The sequence below is a fragment of the Maricaulis sp. B-26 genome, assembly GCF_056857855.1.
This window is the reverse complement of sequence record NZ_JBSXNX010000027.1, coordinates 1-17,247: the sequence shown is the minus strand read 5'-3', so window position 1 is coordinate 17,247 and position 17,247 is coordinate 1. Positions and strand designations below refer to the sequence as shown.

The 17,247-nt window shown below is 65.0% G+C and carries 18 protein-coding genes; 12 read left to right on the top strand and 6 right to left on the bottom strand.

The features are described from left to right. Positions 1-278: 278 nt before the first annotated feature. Positions 279-905 (bottom strand): nitroreductase family protein, encoded by a 627-nt coding sequence (locus tag AC13HB_RS13680; RefSeq protein ID WP_482950333.1) that lies wholly within the window; start codon positions 903-905, stop codon positions 279-281. Between the two features lie 117 nt (positions 906-1,022). On the opposite strand from AC13HB_RS13680, the gene AC13HB_RS13675 reads away from it, so the two are divergent. The 10 genes from AC13HB_RS13675 to AC13HB_RS13630 all read left to right on the top strand — a co-directional run bounded on the left by AC13HB_RS13675 (position 1,023) and on the right by AC13HB_RS13630 (position 11,127). Continuing rightward, entirely contained in the window at positions 1,023-1,664 is a 642-nt protein-coding gene (locus AC13HB_RS13675) for a TetR/AcrR family transcriptional regulator (RefSeq protein WP_482950332.1), read from the top strand. Between the two features lie 100 nt (positions 1,665-1,764). After that, complete coding sequence (locus AC13HB_RS13670; RefSeq protein WP_482950331.1) at positions 1,765-2,898, top strand: efflux RND transporter periplasmic adaptor subunit; 1,134 nt, start codon at positions 1,765-1,767, stop codon at positions 2,896-2,898. Beyond that, the gene (locus tag AC13HB_RS13665; protein ID WP_482950330.1) at positions 2,895-6,038 is read left to right on the top strand and encodes an efflux RND transporter permease subunit; all 3,144 of its coding nucleotides are present in this window, start codon (positions 2,895-2,897) and stop codon (positions 6,036-6,038) included. Before AC13HB_RS13670 ends, AC13HB_RS13665 begins: the two co-directional genes overlap by 4 nt. 28 nt (positions 6,039-6,066) lie before the next feature. Next, positions 6,067-6,657, top strand: coding sequence for an NUDIX domain-containing protein (locus AC13HB_RS13660; RefSeq protein ID WP_482950329.1), 591 nt, complete (start codon positions 6,067-6,069; stop codon positions 6,655-6,657). A gap of 16 nt (positions 6,658-6,673) precedes the next feature. Next, positions 6,674-7,498, top strand: a complete 825-nt coding sequence (cysE, locus tag AC13HB_RS13655; protein WP_482950328.1) for a serine O-acetyltransferase — start codon at positions 6,674-6,676, stop codon at positions 7,496-7,498. A gap of 123 nt (positions 7,499-7,621) precedes the next feature. Next, positions 7,622-7,846, top strand: a complete 225-nt coding sequence (locus AC13HB_RS13650; RefSeq protein ID WP_482950327.1) for a DUF3126 family protein — start codon at positions 7,622-7,624, stop codon at positions 7,844-7,846. Then, a complete protein-coding gene (locus tag AC13HB_RS13645; RefSeq protein WP_482950326.1) occupies positions 7,843-8,622 on the top strand; it encodes an ATP-binding cassette domain-containing protein in 780 nt (259 codons plus the stop codon). Before AC13HB_RS13650 ends, AC13HB_RS13645 begins: the two co-directional genes overlap by 4 nt. After that, positions 8,619-10,205: a glycine betaine ABC transporter substrate-binding protein gene (locus AC13HB_RS13640; protein WP_482950325.1), complete on the top strand. Its 1,587-nt coding sequence runs from the start codon at positions 8,619-8,621 to the stop codon at positions 10,203-10,205. The genes AC13HB_RS13645 and AC13HB_RS13640 overlap by 4 nt, the downstream gene beginning before the upstream one ends. Further along, positions 10,202-10,714, top strand: a complete 513-nt coding sequence (locus AC13HB_RS13635; protein ID WP_482950324.1) for a hypothetical protein — start codon at positions 10,202-10,204, stop codon at positions 10,712-10,714. Before AC13HB_RS13640 ends, AC13HB_RS13635 begins: the two co-directional genes overlap by 4 nt. An 89-nt stretch (positions 10,715-10,803) precedes the next feature. Next, on the top strand, positions 10,804-11,127 hold the full coding sequence (locus tag AC13HB_RS13630) for a YdhR family protein (RefSeq protein WP_482950323.1): 324 nt from the start codon (positions 10,804-10,806) through the stop codon (positions 11,125-11,127). 106 nt (positions 11,128-11,233) lie between these two features. On the opposite strand, the gene AC13HB_RS13625 is transcribed toward AC13HB_RS13630, so the two are convergent. Beyond that, positions 11,234-11,998, bottom strand: a complete 765-nt coding sequence (locus AC13HB_RS13625) for a PhoH family protein (RefSeq protein ID WP_482950322.1) — start codon at positions 11,996-11,998, stop codon at positions 11,234-11,236. Positions 11,999-12,287: 289 nt separating this feature from the next. Here AC13HB_RS13625 and AC13HB_RS13620 point away from each other — a divergent pair, with 289 nt between their 5' ends. After that, complete coding sequence (locus AC13HB_RS13620; protein ID WP_482950321.1) at positions 12,288-12,818, top strand: gamma carbonic anhydrase family protein; 531 nt, start codon at positions 12,288-12,290, stop codon at positions 12,816-12,818. Between the two features lie 87 nt (positions 12,819-12,905). On the opposite strand, the gene AC13HB_RS13615 is transcribed toward AC13HB_RS13620, so the two are convergent. The 3 genes from AC13HB_RS13615 to AC13HB_RS13605 form a co-directional block, all read right to left on the bottom strand. After that, a complete protein-coding gene (locus AC13HB_RS13615) occupies positions 12,906-13,406 on the bottom strand; it encodes a DUF4339 domain-containing protein (protein WP_482950320.1) in 501 nt (166 codons plus the stop codon). A 135-nt stretch (positions 13,407-13,541) separates the two neighbouring features. Beyond that, the gene (locus tag AC13HB_RS13610) at positions 13,542-14,168 is read right to left on the bottom strand and encodes a PilZ domain-containing protein (protein WP_482950319.1); all 627 of its coding nucleotides are present in this window, start codon (positions 14,166-14,168) and stop codon (positions 13,542-13,544) included. 58 nt (positions 14,169-14,226) lie between these two features. Beyond that, positions 14,227-14,787 (bottom strand): PAS domain-containing protein, encoded by a 561-nt coding sequence (locus tag AC13HB_RS13605; RefSeq protein ID WP_482950318.1) that lies wholly within the window; start codon positions 14,785-14,787, stop codon positions 14,227-14,229. 200 nt (positions 14,788-14,987) lie between these two features. Between AC13HB_RS13605 and AC13HB_RS13600 the strand changes: the two genes are divergently transcribed. Further along, a complete protein-coding gene (locus tag AC13HB_RS13600; RefSeq protein ID WP_482950317.1) occupies positions 14,988-15,881 on the top strand; it encodes a hypothetical protein in 894 nt (297 codons plus the stop codon). A gap of 108 nt (positions 15,882-15,989) precedes the next feature. Here AC13HB_RS13600 and AC13HB_RS13595 read toward each other — a convergent pair whose 3' ends face one another. After that, positions 15,990-16,484 (bottom strand): hypothetical protein, encoded by a 495-nt coding sequence (locus AC13HB_RS13595; protein ID WP_482950316.1) that lies wholly within the window; start codon positions 16,482-16,484, stop codon positions 15,990-15,992. Positions 16,485-17,247: the final 763 nt, after the last annotated feature.

Genomic DNA, 17,247 nt, shown 5'->3' with positions numbered 1-17,247 from the left:
TGGGCATTGGGGTTTTGTTAACTGGGGCCTGATCGCCCGCTGTCGGTGCGGCGATCGAAAAATTATGCGATTTCGGTATGTTGCATGAGTGTGAACATAGTGGAATGCGCGCGCTATTTCGCCGCGGACGCGCCGATTGCTTGCGTGTTTATGCAGATTTCGAATGCGAGGTACGCCGCTGCGCGCGAGGCCGCTTGACGCGACAGTGATAGAAGCAGCTGATTTTAATATATAATACGCTGCGAAGTCGTGACGGTAATCACGCGCGTCGTGTCTCGCTAGGCCTTCCAGCGACCGACATGTGCGCGGGGGCGGACCCGCTCGACGGGTTCGTCGCTGGCCGAGCCGACATAGACGAAGCCGGCGATGCGTTCGCCCGAGCGCAGTCCAAGCGCGTCCTTTACGTCGGGATCATAGGCATACCATTCGGTCAGCCACTGCGCGCCATATCCCATGGCGGACGCGGCAATCAGCATGTTCTGGCAGGCAGCACCGGCGGACAGGATCTGCTCCCATTCGGGAATCTTGTGCTTTTCCAGCACGGTCGAGATCACGGCAATGACGAGCGGGGCCCGTTCGAAGCGGGCGGCCTCGAAGCGGATCTGCTCTTCGGTCGCGTCCGCCGTCTTGGCGGCGAACACCTTGCCGAGAATATTGCCGAAGCTTGCGCGAGCATCGCCCTCGAAGACGACGAATCGCCAGGGCGCCAGCTTGCCGTGATCCGGCACGCGGCTGGCGATGCCGATCAGCTGTTCGACCTGCTCGGGCGAGGGGCCGGGCTCGCTCAGCGCGATCGCGGTCGTCGAGCGCCGGCGCGTCAGCAGGGTCAGGGTTTCCGCGTTCGGGTGGCTCGGGGCAAGGCGCTCGCCGGGACCGGGAAATGCGGGTGAAACCTGTTCATTCATGTCGGATGCCTGCATGCTGACGGTGGAAGTGTTTTTTGACCGAAATGGTCCGTGCTCGGTATACCTTCCGGACTGGCGCATTGGAATGCGTTGCTGGGGGTGGGAGTCGTAACAGGTATGACAGCAGATTTCGCCATCGGGGATGATACGCCGGCCGATCGCCGCCGGCGCAAGGTCCGCGAGGCCATTATCGATGCCGCAGAGGATATCTTCACGGCGGAAGGCGAGGAGGGCATCTCCATGCGCCGCCTGGCGGAGGCCATCGATTACAGTCCTGCGGCGATCTACAAGTACTTCGCTTCCAAGGACGATCTCTTTACGGCCATACGCGACATGTTCTTCGAACGCCTGCTGGCACGGATCAACCAATCCATGGCGGAAGGCGGCGAGACCGGAGCGCTGTGCGCCCGCTGCATGCGGGCCTATATCGAGACCGGCATGGAAGAACCCAATCACTATATGATGGCCTTCTCGCCCACCACGACGAAGAAGCCTCACCTGCACGAGGAGACCGAGACGGCCTATCAGGCCGAACAGGCGCTGGTGCAGATGATCGTGAAAGGCCAGGAGGAAGGGCAGTTCCGTGATTTCGATCCGCACGTCGCATCGAAAAGCGTCTGGGCGAGCCTGCACGGGTTGACCATGCTGATGGTGTCCATCGACGATTTCCCGGGGGGCATGCCGGGCTCGGAACATGTCACGCGCGATGCCGTCATAGAGCAGCATGTCGACAGTGTGCTCCGCGGGCTCATGAAATAGCGCATGGGTTGGATACGAAAATAAATAAACACCGTTCACTTTTCAAACGGCGTTAGATGCACTACATCCCGTTGCAAGATGCAGCGAGGGTAGTGTCGACATGTCTCTCTACAAACGGCCATTGGGCGCAGGCAGCATGGTGGTCATGGCCATGGTCATGGTCTCCGCACTCGTATTCGGCGTCTCGTCGCTCCGCGCCGAGGCGAACGGGGTCGCATCGACGCCACCGCCGTTACCGGTGTCCGCCCTTGAGGTGCACTACTCGACCGATGCTCGCACGGAAGAGCGCTTTCCGGGCATCGTTACCGCGCGGCGCGAAAGCGCGCTCGGCTTCGAACGGGGCGGCCGGATCGAGTCGGTGAATGTCGATGTCGGCGACCGCGTCGCGGCCGGCGACATCCTGGCCCGCCTCGATATTCGCGCGCTCGCCGCCCAGATCGCGGCAGCCGATGCCCAGACCGCTGAAACGGCGGCGCAGACCGCGCTGGCCCGAGAGACCGAGGACCGGCAGGCGCAACTTCTGGCGCGCGGTCATATCTCCCAGCAGCGTTTCGACGAGGTCCGCACCTCCACCCGCGCGGCCGAGGCCCGCCAGGCCGCAGCGGCGGCAGCGGCCGATGCGCTGCGCGTGCAGTCGGACCTGTCCGTGATCACCGCGCCCTATGACGGCGTCGTCACCGAGCGTCTCGTCGATGAGGGCGCGATCGCGACGCCGGGCCAGCCCGTGCTCGAACTGGTCGAGACCGGGGCGCTCGAGGTTCGTGTCGGACTGCCGGCGGAGGCCGCATCGGCGCTTCATTCCGGCCAACCCTATCGCTTCACCTCGGATGCCGGCGAAGTCGTGGCGTACTTCCGGGCCGCGACCGGCATCGTCGACCGTCAGACCCGGTCGGTGACGGCCGTTTTCGATCTGGACGGCGAGCAGGGCGTGTTGCCGGGCGCGGTCGTCCGCCTTGCCCTCGCCACCGAGATCGGTGCGGACGGATTCTGGGTGCCCACCGCCGCCCTGGCCGAAGGCCGTCGCGGTCTCTGGTCGGTCTATGTCCTGGCCTCTGACGAGGCCGGGACCTGGTGGCTCGAGCCGCGCATCGTGGAGGCCGTCCGCGTCGAGGCCGAGCGCGTTTTCGTGCGCGGCGCAGTGAGCGACGGCGACATGGTGCTGGCGGGTGGTCTCTCGCGCGTCACGCCCGGCCAGCCGGTGGTGCCGGCCCCGATCGAGGCACGCCTGCAATGACCACGCTTTTCTATCGCTTTCCGCGTCTGACCGCGCTCGCCATCTTGCTGCTCGCAGCGGCCGGTTTCGGTGCGCTTTTCTCGCTCGGCCGCCAGGAAGATCCGTCCCTGGTCGAGCGCTACGGCATAATCGTGACGGCCTTTCCGGGGGCCTCCGCCGAGCGCGTCGAGGCGCTGGTCACCGAACCGCTGGAAGACGCGATCCAGGAACTCGCCGAACTCGGTTCCACCAGTTCCGTCTCGCGCTCTGGCGTCTCGACCATCACGCTGGAAATCCGCGAGGATCTGAGTGCGGCCGAGGTCGACCGTGCCTGGACCCTGATCCGCGACCAGGCCGCCTCCGTGGAGGCCGGCTTTCCCGACGGCGTGATCAGCCCGGACGTGCAGCGACACTATCTCGGCGCCGCGACCATGATCGTGGCCCTGAGCTGGGAGTCCGGCGGCCCTGAGAACCTGGCGATCCAGTCGCGCCTTGCCGAAGACCTGGAGGCCCGCTTCCGTAATCTCTCCGGCACCGAGGAAACGCAGATTTTCGGTGGCGCCGAGGAGGAAATCCGCGTTCTCGCCGATCCGGACACACTGGCCGCCCTGGGCCTCTCCGTCGCCGATCTCGCCCGCCTGACCGCGAGCGCCGACGCCAAGTCGCCGGCCGGCGAACTGCGTTCCGGTGCGGTCGATCTGGGCGTGGAGATCGCCGGCGAACTGGACAGTCTCGACCGTATCCGCGCCATCTCGATCGGGGAGGGGGCGAACGGTGCCTTCATCCGCGTCGGCGACGTCGCCGACGTCGAGAAGGGCGTGCGCACGCCCGCCGCCTCCATGGCGATGACCGAAGGACGCCGCTCGGTTTTCGTGGCCGCCTATCTCCAGCCGGAATTGCGGGCCGACCTCTGGTCCGAGGCTGCGGACGAACTGGTCGCGGATTTCGCTGCCTCCGTACCCGGCGTTCGGGTCGAGACGATTTTCCGGCAGGGCGATTATGTGGAGAGCCGGCTTAACGGGCTGGCCCGCAATCTGGGCTATTCGGCCCTGATCGTCTTCGCCGTGCTTTTCCTGATGATGGGCTGGCGCTCCGCGCTGATCGTCGGCACGGCGCTGCCCCTGACGGTGCTGGCCGTGCTCTTGCTCACCCGGATACTCGGCGAGCCGCTGCACCAGATGTCGGTGACCGGCCTCGTCGTCGCACTGGGCCTCCTGATCGACAATGCCATCGTCGTGGTCGACGAATACCGGCTGATGCGCACGCGAGGGATGGATGTTTCCTCCGCCCTGGACCGTGCTCTGCGCCATCTCTTCGCGCCGCTCCTCGCCTCGACCCTGACGACCGTGTTCGCCTTCGCGCCGATCGCGCTCATGCCGGGCTCGGCGGGCGAGTTCATCTCCATGATCGGGATTTCGGTGATCTTCGCCGTCACCACCTCCTTCATTCTCGCCATGACCGTGGTCGGCGCCTTTGCGGCCTGGTTCGACGATCCGAAGGCCGCGGACGGGCCGAAGCGCTTCTGGCGGCAGGGTCTGCATGCCGGACCGATGGCCGGCCTCTACAGGTCCATGCTGGACGCCATTACGGCACGGCCCTGGACCGGCCTGCTCGCCGGGCTGATCCTTCCTTTCGCGGGTTTCGTCGCCGCCTCGACCCTGCCCATGCAGTTCTTCCCGCCGACCGATCGCGACATGTTCCAGCTCAGCCTTCAGCTGCCGTCCTCCGCCTCGATCGCGGAAACGCAGCGCCAGACCGAGCATGCGCGTGAGATCATCGAGGCCTATGAGGGCGTGGAACGCGTTTCCTGGGTGATCGGCGAGAGCGCGCCGCGGACCTATTACAATGTCGTTGGCAACACCTCGGCCGTACCGAGCTATGCCTCCGGCTTCGTGCATACGGCGTCGGCGCGGGACACGGCCCGCATCCTGCCGGAGCTCCAGCGCGAGCTGTCCGCCGCTTTCCCGCAGGCGCGCGTCCTGGCGCTGCCCTACGAACAGGGGCCGCCCATTCCGGCCCCGATCGAGCTGGTCCTGGTCGGTCCCGAGCTGAGCGAGCTCAACCGGCTCGGCAATGAAATCCGCTCCGTGCTGGCACGCACGCCGGGCGTCACCGAGACCGTCGCCCTGCTGGAGATGGGCGAGCCGGTGGCGCGCGTCATGGCCGATGAGGCCTCCGCCGAGCTGGCCGGCCTGCGTCTGTCGGACCTGGCCAACGGGCTGCGCGGCGAGCTCGACGGCGTGATCGGCGGCAGTGTGCTGGAAGGCACGCAGGAACTGCCTGTTCGCATCATCGCCGACGATGAACGCCGGGCCAGCCTCTCCTCCATTTCCGGGTCTCCCCTGGCATCGCCGGGCTCTGCCATTCTAGCCTCTCCCCTGGCAGCGCTCGGCGATGTCGCCCTGTCTCCCCAAGTGGCGATCATCCCGCACGAGGACGGTCACCGGGTGAACACGATCTACGGTTATCTGGAACCCTTCCTCCTGCCGGCACCGGCGCTCGAGTACTTCTTCGCCGAGCTGGACGCGGCCGGGATTGAATTGCCGCCGGGCTACGAGCTGCAGGTCGGCGGCGAAGCCGAGGAACGCGGCAGCGCCATGGCCGATCTGTTCGGCACGGCTGTTCCGCTGCTGGTGCTGATGATCGGTTCGGTCGTGCTGGCCTTCAACAGTTTCCGCTATGCCGGCGTGATCTTCGTCGTGGCCTTTCTCTCGGTCGGTCTGGCCATGTTCGGCGTCTGGCTGTTCGGGACGCCGCTGGGCTTCAATGCCATTGTCGGCTCGATGGGGCTGATGGGACTGTCGATCAATGGCGCCATCGTCGTCCTCTCCGCGCTGCGGACTGCGCCGGCCGCCGTCGCGCTCGAACCTGGCGCGGTCCAGGCCACGGTGATAGATGCGACACGCCATATCATTTCGACCACGCTGACCACGATCGGCGGTTTCGTACCGCTCCTGGTCGCGGGCGACAGTTTCTGGCTGCCCTTCGCCTCGGCCATGGTCGGCGGCGTGGCTGGTTCGGCGATCCTCGCCCTGGTCTTCGCGCCCGCCGCTTTCGTTCTGCTGACCCGGCTCTCGCACAAGAAGCGCAAGCTCGCCGCGCGCCTGAAGCACCATGCCGGCGAGGGCGATATCTTGCCGGGGCTGGCCGAACGCGCCTAGATCGCAGAAGCCGCCAAGGGAGGCCGCCATGGCCGCGAAGCGAGGCCCCTGGGATATCCGGGCGCAGAAGACCGTCTACGAGAACGACTGGATGCAAGTCGTCGATCATGCCGTGATCCGTCCGGGCGGCGATCCCGGCGTCTATGGCGTCGTGTCCTACAAGAATCTCGCTCTCGCCATCCTCCCCGTCGATGCGCAGGGCCATGTCACTCTGGTCGGGCAGCACCGCTTTCCGCTGGACGTCTATAGCTGGGAAATCCCCGAAGGCGGCGGCCGCAAGGACGGGGCGCCGCTCGATTGCGCACGGCGCGAGCTGAAGGAAGAGACCGGGCTGAGTGCGGCACACTGGCAGGAAATCCTGCGCATGGACCTGTCCAACTCGATTTCGGACGAACAGGCCGTCGGCTTTCTGGCGACCGGCCTGACACCGGGCGAGCCCGATCCGGAGGGGACCGAAGTCCTCTCGATACGCGCCATACATTTTCGTGATGCGCTGGACGAGGCGATGTCTGGCAGAATAACGGACGCATTGACGGTGGCGATGCTGTTGCGGGCATACTACATGGCCCGGGAAGGCATGCTGGACGAGTCGCTCGCTACCGCCATGCTGACGCGATAGCGGCGAGGAGATGACCATGTCGGTTGGAAGTGCCAAGAAAACCGTGGAAGCCCGTACAGGGGTCGAATCCGTCTGGGCGCGACTGCGCGTCGAAGCGGCCTCGGCCGCGGCGGAAGAACCGATCCTTGCCAGCTTTCTCAATGCGGCAATCCTGCGTCACGACAATTTCGGCGATGCGCTCGCCTATCGTATCGCGGCCAAGATGGCCGACGCCCAGCTCGACGCCATGCTGGCGCGAGACGTAGCCGAAGAGGCGATCGCCGGCGATCCGGGCATTGTCGAGATGGCGGCCTCCGACATGATCGCCTTCGACGAGCGCGACCCGGCCTGTCTGAGCCTTCTCCAGCCCTTCCTCTACTTCAAGGGATTCCATGCTCTGCAGTCGCATCGCGTGGCCCATTGGCTATGGGGCCAGGGCCGCCAGACGCTGGCCTTTCATCTCCAGAGCCGGGTCGCCGAGCGCTTCGGTCTGGATATCCACCCGGCCGCCCGCATCGGCCATGGCGTGATGATCGACCATGCCACGTCGGTGGTGATCGGCGAGACGGCCGTTGTGGGCGATGATTGCTCGCTGCTGCACGAGGTCACGCTCGGTGGTACCGGCGCGGCCCATGAGGACCGTCACCCGAAGGTCGGGCGCGGCGTTCTGATCGGAGCGGGTGCGCGCGTGCTCGGCAATATCGAGGTGGGCGACGGCGCCCGCATCGCTGCCGGTTCCGTTGTGCTCAAGCCCGTGCCGGCCGGCTGTACCGTCGCCGGCGTTCCGGCCAAGGTAGTCGGAAATTGCTGCGACGAGCCGGCCAAGTCCATGGATCAGAGTCTTCCGAGCGACGCCGGATAAGGGCGTGCATCCTCGCTTTCCGCTGCTTTGCCGGGCGCATGAACGCAGGCCTCAGGCTGGACGCAACCCCCGTGCATGGGGTTAGTTAGCGCCGACTTCGAATCCCCGACCGGAGAATTGCCCGTGAACAAGAACATGACCCCGCTCGAAGCGGCCAAGCTGCAGATGTTCCTGCAGACCAAGCTCAACCCCGAACTGGTCGTGCAGCTGCGCAATCGCCCGGACGAGTGCGCCGAAATCCATATCGGCGACGAATGCCTCGGCGTGGTGTCGAAAATCATCGATGAGGGCGAAACGTCCTACTCCTTCGAAATCACCATCCTGGACATCGACCTGGAAGAACTTTGAGCCTCGAGACATCTCCCGTTCTCGACGTCCGGTCGGTCGCCAAGACCTATCCGGGCGGCGTCGAGGCCGTTCAGGAGGTGTCTTTCCAGGTCGGCGCCGGTGCGCTGCTGTGCCTGGTCGGCGAGTCCGGCTGCGGCAAGACGACAGTCCTGAAAATGATCAACCGCCTGGAGGATGCTTCGGGCGGTTCGATTTTTTACGAGGGCGAGGACATTGCCGGGCTCGATCCGGTGGAGCTGCGCCGCCGTATCGGCTGGGTGATGCAGGGCGACGGTCTCTTCCCGCACATGACGGTGCGCGAGAACGTGGCCGTTCTGCCGGGGGTGCTCGGCTGGGATGCGGCGCGCACCGAGCTGCGCGTACGCGAATTGCTCGATCTCGTTCGCCTCGACCCTTCGGAATTCGGCGAGCGCTATCCCGGCGAACTGTCCGGCGGCCAGCGTCAGCGTGTCGGTTTCGCACGGGCCCTTGCCGGTGAGCCCGACCTGGTCCTGATGGACGAGCCTTTCAGCGCGCTCGACCCGGTTACCCGCGACGGTCTGCAACAGGATTTCAAATCCCTCCAGGCCGAACTGGGCTTCGCCGCCGTCATGGTCACGCACGACATGGCCGAGGCGCTGATCATGGGGGATGTGATCGCGGTGATGCAGGCCGGGCGACTGCTCCAGTGCGGTCCGCCTTCCGAGCTCGTCGCATCGCCGGCGGACCCTTACGTCTCGCAATTGCTCGATACGCCGCGCCGTCAGGTCCGCGCCATTGCGGAGCTCGAGGCATGAATGCGAATCTCGCCGAGCGCTGGGCCGAGCTGCCGCATCTCCTTTCGGGGCATGTCCTTCTGTCGCTGAGCGCGATCGCGGTTGGCGTCCTGATCAGCGTTCCGCTCGGTATCCACGCCGCCTACCGCCCGCGACTGGCGGCGGCAGCGCTGAATGTCGCCAGCGTCGTGCAGACCATCCCCGGCCTGGCTCTGCTGGCCCTGATGGTGCCGCTGCTCGGCGGAACCATCGGCTATGTGCCGGCTTTTGCGGCGCTGATGCTCTACTCGGTTCTGCCGATCCTGCGTAACACCATCGTCGGATTGCAGGGGATCGAACCGGCGCTGCGCGAGGCCGCGCGCGGCATTGGCATGACCGACGCGGAACGTCTGCGCCAGGTCGAATTGCCGCTCGCCCTGCCGGTCATCGTGGCCGGGCTTCGCACCTCGGTGGTCTGGGTGGTCGGGGCAGCGACGCTGGCCACGCCTGTCGGCGCCTCCAGTCTGGGCAATTATATTTTCGCGGGCCTGCAGACCCGCAACTGGCTGTCGGTGGTCTTCGGCTGCCTCTTCGCGGCCGGCCTCGCCATCCTGCTCGACCAGATGATCCGCCTGCTCGAGATCGCGGCGCGCGACCGGCGGCGCGGGCTTGCCATGGGCGTGGGGGCGGCCCTCGCGCTCGTGATCACGGCCTCGGTTGCGCCGCGCTTCATCCATCCGGCCGATCCGGCCGCGGCGGCGCGCGAGGCGGCGGCCCGCGAGAGCGGCAGCGGTCTCGCCGGCGAGACGGTCGTGGTGGGCTCCAAGGCCTTTACCGAGCAATACATCCTGGCCGAGCTGATGCAGGCCCGGCTGGAAGCGGCGGGCGCCCGCGTCGAGCGCCGCGAGAATCTCGGTTCCACGATCGTTTTCGATGCGGTCCGCTCGGGCGAGATCGACGTCTATGTCGACTATACCGGAACCATCTGGGCCACGGTCATGGACCGGCCCGAGCCCATCCAGCGCCATGTCATGTTCGCCGAGATGACGGGCTGGCTCTACGAGCAGTACGGCATCGTCACGCTGGGCCGGCTCGGTTTCGAAAACGCCTACGGCTTCGCGATGACCCGGGAACAGGCCGCGGAACTCGGTGTGACCAGCCTTGCCGACCTCGCGCCTCTGGCCGACCGCATGAGCGTGGGCGGCGATGCGGAGCTGTTCAGTCGCGCGGAATGGGTCGCGACGCGGGAGGCCTACGGGCTCGGCGGCATGTCCACGCGGGCGATGGATCCGGCTTTCATGTACGACGCCGTCCGCAACGGTCAGGTCGACATGATCAGCGCCTATACGACCGACGGCCGGATCGCCGCCTTCGACCTGCTCGTGCTGGATGATCCGCGTGCGGCGCTGCCGCCCTACGACGCCATTATCCTGCTCTCGCCCGAAGCGGCCCGCCGGCCCGGACTCGCCGACGCGCTCGACGGGCTGATCGGCGCGATCGACGACACGCTGATGCGCGAAGCCAATCGCCGGGTGGACCTGGAACGCCAGACGTCGGCCCAGGCCGCAACCTGGCTCGATGCGGCGCTTGGCGGAGACGGAGCGGAGACGGGAGCAGAGCCATGAGCGGTTTCGTCGGTCGTGGCCGATTGCAGGACGCCGAATGGCTGATGCGCGCCTGCATGATTCTCAACCGGGACCTGCCGCGCGGCGCGGAGCCCTATACCGAGGACACCGAACTCAACCGGGTCTATGCCCAGCAGGTTGCCGAATTCGAAGGCCTGCTCGAGAAGATCGATCCGGAGGGCGATATCGACCGGGACATCTTCCCGGCGCTTGCCTTCTTCACGGCGTCGGAGAACTGGCCCTTCGATATCCTGATCGCCTGTATCGCCGCGCTGTTCGTCTGGCTCTTCCTGCCCGACTGGTACGGCGTGGGTCATTATCTCGCCTATCTTCTGATCGCCGGCTTCGTTGCGATCCAGTATCTGCGCGCACGCCGGCGCGAGGAGCGGGCGCGGGCTGAGGTGCGGCGCCTCGGCCTCAATCCGGACGACCGTCACCGGCTGACGCTGCGCGTGCTGGTGAGATACCGCCGCAAGCCCGCGCCCCTGCACTCCGTGACGCTGCACTAGGGCTTCGCTCTGCCCCTCATCCCGAAATCTTGTATTCTTCTGCCACCGCCCATGCCGCTCAGGCCGGGCCGAGGGACAGGAGGTGTTTCATGATCGTCCAGTTCGTACAGTTCGAGAGCACGCTCTCCGAAGACGAGGTCATGTCGGTGGCCGAGGAAAGGGCGGCGGATTTCCGGGCGCTGCCGGGCCTGGTCCAGAAATTCTATCTCAAGCTGGATCGGCCCGGTCATTATGGCGGCTTCTATATCTGGGAGAGCGCCGAGGCGATGCAGGCCTTCCGCGAGAGCGATCTCGCCAGGACCATTCCCGGTTCCTACAAGGTCGTCAGCCCGCCGGAGGTGAACGTGCACCAGCTGCTGTTCGCCCTGCGCGAGGAAGGCGTCTTCGCGCGGGACGCAGAGCCGGCGCAATAGGCACGCCTCAAAAGAAACGGCGCGGAACCGGCCGGTCCCGCGCCGCGTCGTAACGCAGTGTGGATTGTATTTGTCTGTTTGCCGCTCCCCGGCGGACGTCAGGCGGTCAGAGCACCGTCAGCATGCTCGCCACGAGCGGGTGGCGCACGATGTCCTTCGCTTCCAGCCGGCAGACGCCGACATCCTCGAGCTCGTCCATCTTGTCCGCGATCCCGGCCAGGCCCGACATTTCCGGCAGGAGGTCGGACTGGTGCGGGTCGCCGGTGACCACCATGGTCGAGTTCCAGCCCAGGCGCGTGAGCAGCATTTTCAGCTGGCCGTAAGTGCAATTCTGGGCCTCGTCGACGACGACGAAGGCATTGTTGAGGGTGCGGCCGCGCATATAGCCGATCGGCGCGATCTCGATCAGGCCTTCCGCCATCAGGGCTTTCAGCTTTTTCGGGCTCAGCCGGTCGGCGAGGGCGTCATAGAGGGGGCGCAGATAGGGGGCGAGCTTCTCCTCCATGGCGCCGGGCAGGAAGCCGATCGATTCGCCGGCCTCGACGGCGGGGCGCGAGAGGACGATGCGGCTCACCGATCCTGATTCGAGCGCCTCGACACCCTTGGCGACGGCGAGAAAGGTCTTGCCCGTGCCGGCCGGGCCGAGTGCCAGGACGAGATTGTACGCGTCGATGGCCTTCATCAGCTTGGACTGGCCTTCCGAGCGCGGTTTCACATTCTTGGTGAAACGCTGATCGCGCATCGGCTCCTTCTCGTCAGGGCTCCAGCTCGTGCCCGGGAAGAGCGCCCGGACCTTGCTCTGTTCGTCGTTATAGTGGCTGGCATTGAATTCGCCGGCGCGCTGGCGACGCTTGACGTTACGCTTACCCATGGCAGGGACCTCCACACATGAAAAACCCCTCGGCCGAGGGCAGAGGGGCAAGAACGCGTTGAAATGAAGCCGGGAAGGCGGACTCGAAAGGCAGGGGGCGCGAAGCGCCTGATCCTGGCGGGCTGGGTCGCAGAGCGGTCATGCCGTCTACCCTTTTGCCTCCCTTGGCGTTGCCGAAACGAAACGGGAATTGCTCTCGAATCGCGGTTACAGTCTGAGTGTACCGCGATGAAGAAGGTCTAAACGAGCGCGTCGCGAATAATTCACGAAAATAAAAGTGGAGACGGAAATGGCTTTGTATGCATTGGGCGATTCGGTGCCCCAAACGCCGGGCGAGGGCGAATTCTGGGTCGCACCCGATGCGAGCGTGATCGGCCGCGTGACGCTGGGGAAGGATGCCAGCATCTGGTACGGTGCCGTGCTGCGCGGGGACAATGACCCGATCACGATCGGCGAAGCCACGAACATCCAGGACAATTCCGTGCTCCACACCGATGAGGGCGTGCCGCTGACGCTGGGCAAGGGTGTCACGGTGGGACACCAGGTCATGCTGCACGGCTGCACGATCGGCGATTATTCCCTGGTCGGCATCGGCGCGACGATTCTCAACGGCGCGAAGATCGGGAAGAACTGCATCATCGGCGCGCATGCGCTGATCACCGAGGGCAAGGAGATCCCGGACAATTCGCTCGTCGTCGGCTCGCCGGGAAAGGTCATCCGCACGCTCGACGAGGACACCGCGAAAATGCTGCGCTGGTCGGCCGATCATTATGTCGCCAACTGGAAAAAGCACAGCACGCAGCTCCGGCGTATCGACTAGACACACCTTGCGACGGCAGAGTCAAAAGCGCCCATCGGCCGTCCGGCTCGATGGGCGCTTTCGTGTTCGCATCCGGGGCAGGACGGGTTAGTGCGCCCGGCTCCACAGTTCGCGGATATTCTGGTCGGCTTCGCGGCCCAGATTGAACCAGGCGGCGCGATCGTGCGACGCGTCGATCACCAGGAGCTTGTCGTCGCGGCCGAGAATATGGCTGAGCTCGTTGCGCAGCACGGCCGAGGTGGTCGGGCCGCGCAGCAGGAAGACGCCGCCGGTGACCTGTTCCACATCGCCATAGCTGTCCAGGGCGCTGCGGAATTCCGTGCCATTCTCGGACTCGATCTCAGCAACGACCACGAAATTGGCCGGGCGGGCTCCCGGAGTGACACGCTTTTCGGCGGCCGGCTTGGGTTCGCTTTCCACGAACCAGGACTTGAAGTCCTCGATATCGGACGCCTGGGTGAACGCCCCGTCGCGCTCGGCACTGACGTGCGAGTGCGCGGCGATACGGCCCTCACCCACGAAGGCGCGCATCTGCTGAGGCGTATAGGGGCCGTAGACACGGCCTTCGACTTTTACAAACCAGGACATTGCGATTCCGTCATCGCGAGGCATATCGGGTCTCTTTCGTAATCTGACAAGACTGGTCTAGGCACCGGTTACGGCAAGAATCAGGCCAGTCGGGCGAATCGCCGGTTGTCGCTGTGAATTACGATCGGGACTCGATTATGCGGCTTCAGGGTCGTTAGCGTTGCGTTCCGGCGGATCGAACACGACCGCGAACCCATTGTCCAGAATCCGCGCCACACGTCCTGACATTTCTCCGACACGGAGCATCTCGCCGACTCGCGGCCTTTCGAGGCATTCGAAGGCTGCGCCGGTGACGGAAACGTCGACAACATTGGCCTGGATGACCACGCCGTCCTCCAGAATGATTCGGGCGCGGCCCCGGCCGGGCTTGCGCGGCGCGATACGGTCCTCTTCGAGGCCCAGGCGTTCCTTGTTGAAACGCCAGGTGATGGCGTCGGCCAGCTTGTCCCGCTTGCGCTGGGGGGCGTGGAAGCGGACGGAGAACTCGCCGTCGCGGCTACGCACCACGCGCCCCTCAATCCGTCCCAGGCTGGGAATCATCAAAACGATGCGGCCGTCTCGCGGCGGCAGTCTGCGCGACTGGATGCGGGCGCCGCCCGGCGATACGTCGACGACGAGACAGGCGTGCTCGCCCATATCCTCGGACCAGTACCGCCCATGCAATTGCAGGGGCAGACGGGCATGTCGCCGCCGTTCCTGGGAACCGCGTGCCGCGATCTTGATCTTGCGCCGGTCCAGCCGACCTGCCGGTTCTTGATGCATTGCATCGGCCTCCTGGTCGCTGGAAGCCTAGGCGGGACCGGTTAAGACTTGTTTGCCATTACTGGTCGTTTGCCACCCTTAGCGGGGTGTGCGGCTGGCGCGCCGGGACAATGGGAAAGGCGTGGCCCGGATCGGCCGGCGGATGGATCTCGCGCAGGCTGGTCCGCACGACCGGCCGTCCCCGGAAACCGGAAGCATCGTCGAGCGGCTGGAAGAGGCCCAGCGTCCGGTCCACCGTGCCGTTCGGACCGCGCAGGGGCAGGAAGGAGATCTCGACGGGCAGCTGGTGCATGTCCATGGTCGAGGCGCGCGCGATCAGCGAGGCCGGCGATGTCCCGGTTATGGACGCTTCCAGTACGGCCTGGACATGCGTGCGATCATGGCCGCGCCAGAGCGAGAGGAAGTTCTGGTCCCGGAACTCGCGCTGGTAGAGTTCGCACAGATGCGTACCCGCGAGGCGGAAAGTGTGGTGCTGCGGATCGGCACGCCAGAGAATGAAGACATAGCCCAGCAGCTCGGCGATATCCTGCGGTTCGATATCGGCACGGTGCGGCGCGGCTCCGCCATTGCGGCGGGTCTGCCAGTAGGCGTGCAGCGCTCGTGATTGCGCGTGGCGCATTCCAGTCTCCATTACTCATACATACCGGGCTGCCCCCGGATCGGTCGCGGCACGGGTTTCAAGTTCGGGGCCATACCCTTTTGTGGAGAAAAGACTTTTTCGCGCTTCCCCGGCTGGGGGAATTCCATCCACTGATGATGCGAAACGCAAAAGCGGCCCACCCCTTGCAAAGCGACGGTCAGGTTCAAGGGAGCAAGCCCATGCGCGTTTCAGCACGGCACGCCTTTATGATCACTGCGAGCACCGCGCTCGCCCTATTCGTCACGCCCGCCGCGACGCAAGCCTTTGCCGGCGGCGGTGGAGACGGTTGCTGCACGCCGCCGCCTCCGCCGAGCTGCTGCACGCATGGCGGCGGTCACACGGTGAACGTCCCGAACGTCAATATTCATGGCGGCAATATCAATGTCGGCGTGAACGTCTCGACGCGGGTCAATGTGAACACGAACGTCAACGTCAACACGGCGGTCAATGCCCGCGCCAATGCGGCGGCGTCGGCCAATGCGGGCGCCGGCGCGGTGACCTTTATCGGCGGCGGCAGCTATACCCCGATCACCACACCGCCGGCCGGCACCGCCATCACGGGCCTCAATGTCGTGGGGACCGAAGAGAGCGAGTGGGAACTGGTCGAGGAAGAGCGCACCCGCATCGTCGAGGAATGGCGCGTCGTGCGCGCCGTCTGCGTGGACGATAACGGCACACCGCACCCGGCCTCCCGCGTCGATGACGACGAGCGCGTCGGTGCGACCTATGACGGCGAGATCTTCCGCTGCATGGCCGGCACGGCGATGCAGACCACGATCGGCTGGCAGCGCGACGGCGAGACCGTCTGGACCGAAGCGCCCACCATCATGTGCCGCAAGGGCGAGGCCCTGCGCCACGCGCCGGGCGGCCGTCTCTACTGCGAGACCCAGGAGCCGCGCCGCAATTGCAACGAACGCTCGCTCCTGCGCCGTCACGGCCCGGGCGTGAAAATGGTCTTCATGCGCCGCGAGGAAACCTACATGGAACAGGTCCGCCGCGAGAGCCACAGCGAACGCCGCGAACGCGTCTCCATGACGCTCATGCTCGACGGCGGCGTCGGCGGCTATCGCTGACCGCAGACTCACTTCATCCACTCACATGCCACTCAACGGCATGACTGCCCCGGTTCCCTCAGGACCGGGGTTTTTTTGTTTGGGGGGAGAGGCTCAACCAGTTAGTCTCTAATTCCGGACTTGATGGATAATCGGAGGCATTTTTTCATCCAGCGCTACCAGTACTTCTGGGCGTGCCAATGTGCGAAACTCCTCATGGACAATCCGTAGAGCTGTCAGCAATTCATCAGTCGGCCAGCCTTTTCCATGAGAAGCTTTCTGGCCGCGGTCGAGGGTCAAGTGCGAAACTTGTTTGTTCGCTCTGCCTGCGGCGTCGCTGAGCACTTGGAGGCTATTGAGCGTGGACCTGTTATGGGGCCATGTTGTCTCCGGTTTACAGAACTGTACCGCGCGGAGATCATCATCTTTTCCACCCTCACTATAGAAGTAAAACTCTATGAGATTTCGGGTGTGCAACGCCAAGCTTTCGACGAGGGCGTTCTTGACGTCGCCGTGTTGAAATTTGCTAAGTCTCGCGGCTACCGCTTCGAGCATGGAAATTTCGTAGACTAAATGCTCAATCGCGTGAGGTAGGTCGATTTCTTCAAAGTGTTTGAGCACCATACGCCCTCCACGATTGATTTGACTTCGCCGCAGATCACTACATACCCCAATATCACTCGCCCTCGTCGTTTCTTTCTCTGTTCAGAATGTCTCCGCTGGGTCCATGCGGCGGCATCTTGGCAAGAGATGAATGGGGAAGTGCGCGCCGGAGCGCCAACGAGCTCCAATTTCCCCGGCCTTGTGCCGGGGTTTCGGTGACGGGGGCGAGTGAAACTCGCTGACGCTTCCGAGGCCCCGGAACAGGTCCGGGGGAATTGAGTTTGATCATTTCAAGCTGTTATCCCGGCCGGATAGCCCGCGCAGGCGGACTGTAGAGCCGGGACCTATAAACGCGGGATCTAGACGAAAGCGGACTGGCTATCCACGCCGCGCCTGCTTCCGGCCAGCACCGGGCGTATGGGTCCCGGATCTCCGCCCGGCTCGGGGCCGGGCATGCGTCCGGGATGACAAGTCTGCGTGTTCTGAAACACCAACTTATCCCCACCCTCCAACTCTCCCGCATACTCACCCCCGTTCTCGCACCGCTCGAGGCCCGGCCTGGTTCGCCGGGGGTGTGGGGAGGACGGAGCTTGCCCGCTCCGGTCGGGTTGACCACGACCGGATCCGGTGAGGCCATCGGTTCGGAGAGGCAGCAAAAGCGCTGACTGTCTGTCCAGACCGGTTTCGAGAGGGAGCCCGTGAGGGCTCCGGTAAATCTCCGTGTGCAGGATGTCCCTGATGTCACTCACACTTACAGCAACACTCCGGCATCAGCCGGCATCCT